This is a genomic window from Fusibacter tunisiensis (assembly GCF_016908355.1).
In the GTDB taxonomy this organism is placed as follows: domain Bacteria; phylum Bacillota; class Clostridia; order Peptostreptococcales; family Acidaminobacteraceae; genus Fusibacter_D; species Fusibacter_D tunisiensis.
On sequence record NZ_JAFBDT010000016.1, the window covers coordinates 46,348 to 55,861 of the forward strand.

Here is a 9,514-nt window from a genome sequence, read left to right on the forward strand (position 1 = left end):
CCAAATGAAAATTACACCCTTGGAATTTAAGACAGACTATACTGAAACCTTAAGGGCTATGACGGCCAAACATGTGGATGAAACCTCCCCTTTGGAACGCTACAACGCGCTTGGGACACTCTTAAAGGACTACATTGGGGAATTATGGGCCAATACAAACAAAACCTATCGCACACAAAAGACAAAACAGGTTTATTATTTTTCAATGGAATTTTTAACTGGAAAGTTTTTAGCAAATAACTTGATCTATTTGGACCTTTATGCAACCGCTGAAAAGGCGCTTAAAGAATTGAATATAAGCCTAGATGAACTCATAGAAGTAGAAGTCGATCAAGGCCTTGGTAATGGAGGTCTAGGCAGACTTGCTGCCTGTTTTTTAGACGCAATGAGTTCGCTTTCAATCCCTGGACACGGGTGTGGCATACGGTACAAAAACGGTTTGTTTGAACAAAAAATTATAAACGGCTACCAAGTGGAATACCCCGACCGTTGGCTGGTGAACAACAATGTTTGGGAATACAAACGCGCCAGCAAAGCAGTTAACGTAAAATACAATGGTAAAATTGAAACCTATATGGAAAATGGACGTCTTAAGTTTAACCACGTTGACTACGATGCAGTTAGAGCCGTTCCTTATGACACACCCATTTTAGGCTTTGACAATAACACTGTAAACACTTTGAGACTTTGGTCTGCCGAAGAAATTAATGATGTCATGGATTTTGAACATTTCTCAAAGGGAAACTATGTGTCTGCTTTTGAGAAAAAGAATAACGCCGAAATCATCACACAAATCCTATACCCAAACGATTCTATTGAAGAAGGCAAGCTTCTTCGGCTAAAACAAGAATACTTCTTTGTCTCTGCCGGCTTACAAAGCATCCTTATGACTTTCAAAAAAACTGGTGTTCCTATTGAAGCTTTTGCTGAACATGTGGCCATTCACATTAACGATACCCATCCATCTTTAGCCATTCCTGAGCTAATGCGCATTTTATTGGATGAAGAAAACCTTACTTGGGATGTGGCATGGCGAATTACAACAGCCTGTATATCTTATACCAACCACACCATCATGTCAGAAGCGCTTGAAAAATGGCCTTATTTCATGATTCAAGACTTACTCCCTAGAATTACCATGATTATTGAAGAAATCAACAATCGGTTTATCGCCAAATTAAAAGATGCATTACATTATACAGATGAACAGAAAATACATGACATGGCCATTATTGCTGACGGCTTAGTTCGAATGGCCAACTTGGCCATCGTAGGGTCTCATAGCATCAATGGGGTTGCTAAACTTCATACAGAAATTTTAAAAAATAATGTCTTACATGATTTTTATGAAATCTATCCCGAAAAGTTCAACAACAAAACAAATGGCATCATGCACAGGCATTGGCTTCTTAATGCAAATCCTGATTTAACAGATTTGGTAACTGAAACAATTGGAGATGGCTTCAAGAAAAATCCCCTTGCCCTCCGTGATTTATTAAAATATAGAGAAGATGCCTCTTTTCAAAACAAGTTGTTTGACATCAAGCACAAAAACAAAGAACACCTTGCCAATATTATTTTTAAAGAACAAGGCCTTCGCATAGATCCATACAGTATTTTCGATGTTCAAGCAAAGCGGATTCACGAGTACAAACGTCAGCATCTAAATATTCTTCACATTATGATGCTCTACAACAAACTTAAAGAGAACCCTAATTTAGACATTCCACCAAGAACTTTCCTCTTTGCAGGAAAAGCAGCCCCCAGCTATTATGTTGCCAAACAAGTTATTAAACTCATCAATACACTTGCAGATGTCATTAACAACGACACCAGCATCAAAGACAAGATAAAGATTGTTTTTATGCCCAACTATGGTGTATCATTAGCAAGTAGATTGATTCCAGCTGCAGATATCAGCGAACAAATATCCACAGCCTCCAAGGAAGCTTCTGGAACAGGAAACATGAAATTCATGATGAATGGCGCTGTAACACTTGCAACTTTAGATGGCGCTAATGTTGAAATAATGAACGAAGTTGGCGAAAATAACATTGTTTTATTTGGTCTAAAAGACGATGAAGTCTATCGTTACTATGAGCAAGGGAATTACAATGCCTTTGATGTGTACAACAACACACCCGATTTAAAACAGGTTATCGATCAATTGACAAATGGCTTCCTCCCAGTCCCAAAAGAAGAATTTTTACCAATTGTAGAAAGACTGCTCAGATTCAACGATGAATTTTTTGTGCTCAAAGATTTCGAATCTTATTCGGACGCACAGGAGCGTATTGGACTCTACTACAGAGATAAAAGACACTGGATGAAGATGTCCATTACCAACATTGCATGTTCTGGTGTATTTTCAGCAGACTATACCATTGATAAATACGCATCAGGCATTTGGCATGTTAATCGAAAACCCTTGGATTTCAATCTATAATCCAAATTGAAGGTGGTATTATGACTTTAAAAGACTACCCAGTATCAAACCAAAAACTGGGTGCACTCTATACAAACGAAGAGACAACATTCCATATATGGGCACCTACTCAAAATCATCTAAAAATTGCCCATTATGAAACAGCTCGTGGACTTCATAGAACGCTATATGATATGTCAAAAGATTCAGATGGTGTTTTTAAAGTTACCATCAAAGGTGATTTACACGGGACTTTCTATACACTTATAACAGATGATCAATCCGAAATCACAGATCCATATGCCATTTCAACCAATACAAATGGCATTAGAAGTGCAATTGTTGATTTGAACCAAACCAACCCCAAAGGTTGGAACACGCATGAAATTCCAAAGGGTAACACCTTATGCGATGCCATCATTTACGAGATGCACATTAAGGATTTTACATCCCATAAGACTTCAGGCATTCACCACAAGGGGAAATTTTTAGGCTTAACCGAATCAGGGACGCAATTTAAGCACTATACAACTGGTTTAGATCATCTGGTGGATTTAGGAATTACCCACGTCCATTTGTTACCTGTTTATGATTACCTCACCGTTGATGAAACCGATAACTCAGATACAAATTATAATTGGGGATATGATCCAGAACACTACAATGTTCCTGAAGGGTGTTACGCCACAAACCCAGAAGACCCTTCTGTTCGAATTTTAGAACTAAAAAAAGCAATTATGGCGCTTCACGAAAAAGGACTTAAAGTTGTTTTGGATGTTGTCTACAACCATACCTATAGGAGTCACTATTCAAACTTCAACGTTTTAGTACCTGGCTACTATCACAGGCTAACCGATGACGGAAACTTTTCAAACGGCTCCGGTTGTGGCAACGAAATCGCCTCTGAAAATCCAATGGTCCAAAAATTTATAGTTGAATCCTTAAAATACTGGGCTCAGGAGTACAAGGTTGATGGCTTTAGGTTTGATTTAATGGGCCTCATGGATCTAAAAACAGTAGATGTTTTTATGGCTGAACTCAAAAAAATCAATCCCGATATCCTAATTTATGGTGAGCCTTGGACAGGTGGACTGACCACACTTCCTGAGAACAAAAGGGTCTTTAAGGGCGCCCAGATTGGAAAAGGTTACGGCCTTTTCAATGATGATTTTAGAAATGCGATAAAAGGGGATAATGACGGAACAGAAAAGGGTTTTATTCATGGAAACAAAAACAGTGCCCATGCAACCCTAACAGGCATTGTGGGCTCTATCCCTTTTGATGACCACCATATTGGGTTTGCAGGAAAACCAAGTGAATCTATTAACTATTTCAATTCACATGACAATTTGATTCTATGGGATAAAATCTTAAAATCTACCGAAAATGCCTCCTTTGAAACCCTCATTCGGATGAACAAACTTGCTTTTTCAATTTTGTTGACAGCCCAAGGTATTCCTTTTTTTCATGCAGGAAATGAATTTTTAAGAGACAAAAAAGGCCATCACAATACCTATAACGCCTCTTTAAAAATAAACGCCATCGATTGGGAAAACAAAGCCAGACACTATGGGTTTTACACCTATGTCAGAGATCTGATTGCCTTAAGAAAAAAGTACAAGTGCTTGCGTTTAAGTGATGCAGAAGCCATAAAAAAGAGAATTCACATCATTAAAGACGTTTCCTTTTCGGACCTTATAAAAAATGGGATTGTCTATACCATTGATCAAGATGAAACAGAAGATTTCCATTGCTTAATGATTGTTCATAACCCATCACATACGCCAATGCTGCTGGAAACCCACCGGATATTGTCTTACTTATGTGCACAAAAATATCCCGATGTACCACCTGCTGTTCACAATGTCAAAATCGAACGTATTTTTGACGAAAATGGTTGGTTTAAAGATTCTAAAAGTTTAAACCCAGACCACCAAAACATCTTAAAAATTGATCCAATCAGTACGCACATCTTCAAGCTTACCAATCTGGAAATCGATTTATAAAACCAAAAAACCTAGTTTTCGTATTTAAACATACGCAAAACTAGGTTTTTTATGTGATACAACTAAAGCATGAACCAGTTTAACAACTGGATCCGCCACCTTTTACAGGCCCAACAGAATAACTATAGCCATTCCACTTGACTTCCACTTCTCCAAATGTATCCACAAGATATTTTTCCATTATGAAGTTGACGCCACCAATTTTTTCTTGAACATCATCTTCCTTTTCATGGTCTAGACCTAGACCAAAACTTGGTCCGCCTCAACCCATACCCGCAATGTAAACTCTTAAATTCTGAGGTTTATCAGCTTGTTGTGCCATTACCCCTTGAATTCGACTGCAGGTTTCATCATCAACTTTAAAGTACATGAAGCCCTCCATAGTCATACATTAAAACTATTAGCCACAGCTTGTGCAAGAACCACATGCTGACGGCGCTGGCGTAACTGGTTGAACAGAATATCCGTTTCCAACCCACTCAACTTTGATTTCACCTACTGTATCATAAACAGATTTCTCTAAAACAAAGTTCACACCATTAATTACTTCTGTTAAATCTTCATCGTTCACATTATCCAGACCAAGACCAAAGCTTGGACCGCTGCAGCCCATACCTGCGATGAAAATACGAATGTTCTGCGGTTTGTCAGCTTGTGACGCTAAAACTTCACCAATCTTATCGCAAGTTTCTTGATTTGTAGCAATATACATATAGTCACCTCCATTTAGATACCATGATTATAATATAATTCCGACTAAATTAGTATCATTATATATAAAAGTTCACAATTAATTTTCAAAACCCATAATTTGATGCAGAAGGTCAAGTGCATCTGAGGTTTGTTTTATAGGCATTTGACCTGGACCTGTGCCAGCGTCTAGGCTAGCAAATACAAGTGCAGAGCCCATAAATTCAGCCGCATAACGTGTAATTAAGCCTGCATTTCCCATCGCAATGAATACAGTCTGCAACTCAGGTGATTTTTTATTTTCAAGTTCAGATAACGCCATCACCTTTAGGGCATCTGATTTGGACTCTGCCATCACAGCAATTTTTAAAACATCGGCGCCAAAATATCTCATTTTATCAGCCCAACTTTCTAAAACTTTAAGACTTGGCGTCCCTTTAAAATCATGTTTTGAAATAACAAGTTCAATGCCTCTTTTTTTGCATTCTAACAGGCACGGATTCATCAGCACGTAATGATTCTCAATCATTTGCAATTCCACATCTAACAAATCGACACACCCAGATTGTATGGCCATTTTAAGAAGATTACAGTAGTGTTCTGGATCTAAATCACCATTCCCACCTTCTAAAGCAGTCCTATACGTCAAGAGTATTGGGGCGGCACCAAGATGGGTACGCAAGTCCTTTAAGATCCTTAAAAACTCTTGATCCGAAGGCGTCACTTCTAAACCATCTACCCGCCATTCCACAAGGTCAAATGTTGCGCCTGTCAACTTTTTTATCAGCGCGTTCAGTTCATGCAAATCTTTACCCATTAAAGGCACACATATCTTTGGTTTTATCCCCATACTCACCTCTTTATCAGAGCATCAAATCCATTGTTTCCCGTGCCCATTCAACCGACATTAGGTATTTTTGATACAAATTTTCAGAATCCAATCCCATATTTTTCGAAAGTGATGCTGTTTCTAACCAATCACCATGTTCATAAGCTTCAACGAGTTCATACAGTGAAGCCAATGTCCCTTGTTTTCGAATCAAAGCATCCAACACATGACCCGGCAACGGAATATCCAATAAAGCTTCTTCCATGTCCATGTCTAGCAAAGCGTCTATGGTGCTGAAAAGTCCCATCATAGCCGCCTCATGTTTAATGCGTTTCAAATTACTGGTCAAAGCCACAAGCTCAGAGAATTTTGACCTAATTAAAGAAAGACGCATAAGTTCTTTGGGTTTATTGGCGCCAAGTTCTTGAATCATAAGAACATGAATCCAACGCTCCAACTCCTTGAGTCCCATATAGGTAAGTGCTCTTTTAATTGAATACACCAGATCATCTCCAGCGCGTCCACTAATCACACGCATCAACCTGTATGCCAAATTCACATCCTTCTCTACAATCTCAGCTAACTTCTGATAAGAAGGCTCATCCGCTTGAAGTTCTTGAATCAACCTTAAATACTGTGTCTTTGACGTTGTCTTTGTTCGGTTTTTTTTACCAACAATCGAAGGTTTGCTAAAAAAATACCCTTGGAAAAGTTTGAAGCCCATTTTTCGAGCTTGATCAAACTCTCCCTCAGTTTCTATTTTTTCAGCAAGCAATATTTTGTTATCTTTTAACGCCTTAATGACTTCTGTCTTTATTGTTTCTAGAGGCGTTACAACAAGATCATACTTGATAATATCCGCAATGGGTACAAGGGGATAAGTGTCATAAGAGTCCTCAAAATCGTCCAAGGCAATTCTATAGCCTTTTTGAGACAGGTCTTCAATTCTCTCTTTAATTCCATCATCCACTACAACCGTTTCTAAAATCTCTACAACAAGTCGGTCTTTGTCTATAAGTTCAGGTAAATCCGTTTTAAGTAAAACTTCATCAAAGTTAATAAAGGCTTTTTTGTCTTCTACAATTTTCTCTAGACCCGACTCAAATAAACCTGTTAAAACACTTGCTGTTGCATGAGTCGCAGAAATCCCATCAAAGCCTTTTGACGCCTTTCCACCTCGAAACAAAAGCTCATAACCATATACTTCCTTGTCTTCTCTAAAAATTGGCTGCCTTGCAATATACATAGACACCTCACTTAATGATTCTAAAACTTAAATTTGGATAAGTTGACATTCATTTCTTCTGCAAGTTGGCTTAAAGAATCACTTGCAGATGCAATTTGATTCATAGCCGCTGTTTGCTCTTCCACAGAGGCATTCACCTCTTCTGTGCTCGCTGCATATTCCTCGGTAACCGCTGCAAGGGTCTCTATATTGCCTATAATTTCAGCTTTTTTCACCTGCATTAAGTCACCACTTTTATTGAGTTTGTCAATTACTGCATTGGTTTTTTCAATGGCTTCAGCAATCCCGTTAAACTTCTCTTTTGTTTCATAAACACTGGTGGTTTGTGATTCTACAGAGTCATTCATAACTTTCATCGTCTCAACAGCTTTTTCAGTCTCAAAGCTCAAACCCTTAATAATTTCTGAAATGTCATTTGTAAAACGGTCCGATTGTTCAGCGAGTTTCCTAATTTCTTCAGCCACAACTGCAAACCCTCTACCAGCATCTCCTGCTCGAGCCGCTTCAATTGCCGCATTTAAGGCCAATAAGTTGGTTTGATCGGCTATGCTCTTGATCATAACACTGGCTTCTGCAATCTTCCCTGCACTTTCATTGGCTTTATCAATAACACTGCTAATTTCTTTTGCGGCACTTTGGTTTTGCCTTGTTTTATCTACCAAGTCTTCTACTTTTTCAATACCTTCATCCTTAAGTGTAACAACCCGGTTGGTTTCTTGATTGAGTTCAATAAGCTCCTGCTGTTCTTCTTCAATCAAAACGCCAAATTCTGTTATATGCCCCACTGCCATTTCAGATTCTTTCGCTTGGTCATCTGCACCATGCGCAATCTCTTCAACTGTTTTTGATATGTCTTCAAGAGAGGCAGACGACTGATAGCTTAAATTGGTTAGGTTACCTGAAAATTTAGCAAGTTCACTTGAAACTTTTGTATTGCTGTCCATAAAAGATTTTAAGCTGTGCACAATGCGATCAAAAGACTGGGCCAAGAGTCCCACTTCATCCTTTCGAGACTTAAGTTTATCAGGAACCGTCACCCGAATGTCTAAATCCGCAATTGAGTTCGCAATATTCGAGACTGCTAATATTGGCTTTGTAATTCGACCCGTCATAATCAAAATCAGACCTGCCACTATAAGAATAAAAATACCAGCCACAATGGAGATTATAAATGTCCGTCTGTTAAATGCCGCCATTACCTCTTCTTCAGTCAGAATAGTCCCCAAACTCCAATACGTTTCTCCAATATAAATTGGCGCCAAACTCTTATAAGTATACTCATCTATTGCAGCTGAATACTCAACACTTGTATACGTCTTTCCATTTTGAATAACATCTTTATAAATTCCTTGTCCATTTTCGTCAAGTTCTCCAGAAAAGTCCCCCACTCTTGCAAAACTTTTATGGGCAACAACAATCCCAGTATTGGAAAGAATCCGCATAAAGCCTTCTTCCATAACCTTTTGGCCTTCAATGTAAGTTTGTAGAGCAGACAAATCAAACTCCATTCCCACGACGCCTACAGTTTTACCTGAATCATCCACAATTGGACGTGTATAAGCCACATGCATAACGCCATCTACCATAACTGGCTCCATTAAATACGACGCGCCTGTATCTTTGGCCTGGGTGTCTACCATGAGCATGTCACTATCAAGGGAGACTTGGTCAACTTTTCCTGATTCAGGCTGCACAAGCGCAACTGAAAACTCACTTCCTGAACGAATCGACCCCGGATTCCAATAAGACCATACTGAATAAATAGAAGCGTCTTTTAAGAGCAAACGTTCCATTTCGGTTTCAACAAAATCCGCCCGACCATCACTTGGAAGCAAGGTAAACCTTTGTAATATTGCTTGAATTTCACTTGTGTACTCCAACATACCAGACATAACATCTGATACGACAACCGCACTTTCAAGTGCTGCGTTTTGGGATAAATACTCTGCAGTTTCTTCAGCACTCTCTTGCATGGTATTAAACAGCAAAAAAAATGCTAAAACAAGAATCAAAACAATTGGCACTAAAATATAGCCAATCATTTGAGTTTTTAGGCCCTTTTTCATTCCACTACGCTTATCTTTCTTTTTTCTTGATATTTTCTTCAAACCCCACCTCCAAATATAATAATAAGTATAAGTTTGTAACAAAACCATTTTATCACAACCCTATAGGTAAATATACCCATTTATTTTGAACATAAATCTTTATATGTCTACTTCGCGTGACATACTCCCACCACTTAAGAAGTGGGGGCTTCTCGTTCGAATAGCCTAATGGCTACAGCATAAGCGAGCTATCCCCGTGTGCCCCACGGT

Annotated in this window: 6 protein-coding genes; 2 read left to right on the plus strand and 4 right to left on the minus strand. The window is 38.7% G+C overall.

Annotation, left to right across the window (positions count from 1 at the left end; translation table 11 throughout):
• The first annotated feature begins 4 nt into the window (after positions 1–4).
• Together JOC49_RS09450 and pulA are read left to right on the plus strand one after the other, a co-directional pair.
• Entirely contained in the window at positions 5–2,446 is a 2,442-nt protein-coding gene (locus JOC49_RS09450) for a glycogen/starch/alpha-glucan phosphorylase (RefSeq protein WP_204664707.1), read from the plus strand.
• A gap of 20 nt (positions 2,447–2,466) precedes the next feature.
• Complete coding sequence (pulA, locus tag JOC49_RS09455) at positions 2,467–4,431, plus strand: type I pullulanase (RefSeq protein WP_204664709.1); 1,965 nt, start codon at positions 2,467–2,469, stop codon at positions 4,429–4,431.
• A 400-nt stretch (positions 4,432–4,831) separates the two neighbouring features.
• On the opposite strand, the gene JOC49_RS09460 is transcribed toward pulA, so the two are convergent.
• The 4 genes from JOC49_RS09460 to JOC49_RS09475 all read right to left on the minus strand — a co-directional run bounded on the left by JOC49_RS09460 (position 4,832) and on the right by JOC49_RS09475 (position 9,304).
• Positions 4,832–5,143, minus strand: coding sequence for a HesB-like protein (locus tag JOC49_RS09460; protein WP_204664711.1), 312 nt, complete (start codon positions 5,141–5,143; stop codon positions 4,832–4,834).
• Positions 5,144–5,221: 78 nt separating this feature from the next.
• On the minus strand, positions 5,222–5,971 hold the full coding sequence (aroD, locus tag JOC49_RS09465; protein WP_204664713.1) for a type I 3-dehydroquinate dehydratase: 750 nt from the start codon (positions 5,969–5,971) through the stop codon (positions 5,222–5,224).
• 13 nt (positions 5,972–5,984) lie between these two features.
• The gene (locus JOC49_RS09470; RefSeq protein WP_204664715.1) at positions 5,985–7,196 is read right to left on the minus strand and encodes an EAL and HDOD domain-containing protein; all 1,212 of its coding nucleotides are present in this window, start codon (positions 7,194–7,196) and stop codon (positions 5,985–5,987) included.
• A 20-nt stretch (positions 7,197–7,216) separates the two neighbouring features.
• A complete protein-coding gene (locus JOC49_RS09475) occupies positions 7,217–9,304 on the minus strand; it encodes a methyl-accepting chemotaxis protein (protein WP_204664717.1) in 2,088 nt (695 codons plus the stop codon).
• Positions 9,305–9,514 lie beyond the last annotated feature (210 nt).

Bases quoted from the DNA above. Each gene is read 5' to 3' on its own strand.
- JOC49_RS09450 (WP_204664707.1), top strand. From the start codon at position 5: ATGAAAATTACACCCTTGGAATTTAAGACAGACTATACTGAAACCTTA.
- pulA (WP_204664709.1), top strand. From the start codon at position 2,467: ATGACTTTAAAAGACTACCCAGTATCAAACCAAAAACTGGGTGCACTC.
- JOC49_RS09460 (WP_204664711.1), bottom strand. From the start codon at position 5,143: ATGTATATTGCTACAAATCAAGAAACTTGCGATAAGATTGGTGAAGTT.
- aroD (WP_204664713.1), bottom strand. From the start codon at position 5,971: ATGGGGATAAAACCAAAGATATGTGTGCCTTTAATGGGTAAAGATTTG.
- JOC49_RS09470 (WP_204664715.1), bottom strand. From the start codon at position 7,196: ATGTATATTGCAAGGCAGCCAATTTTTAGAGAAGACAAGGAAGTATAT.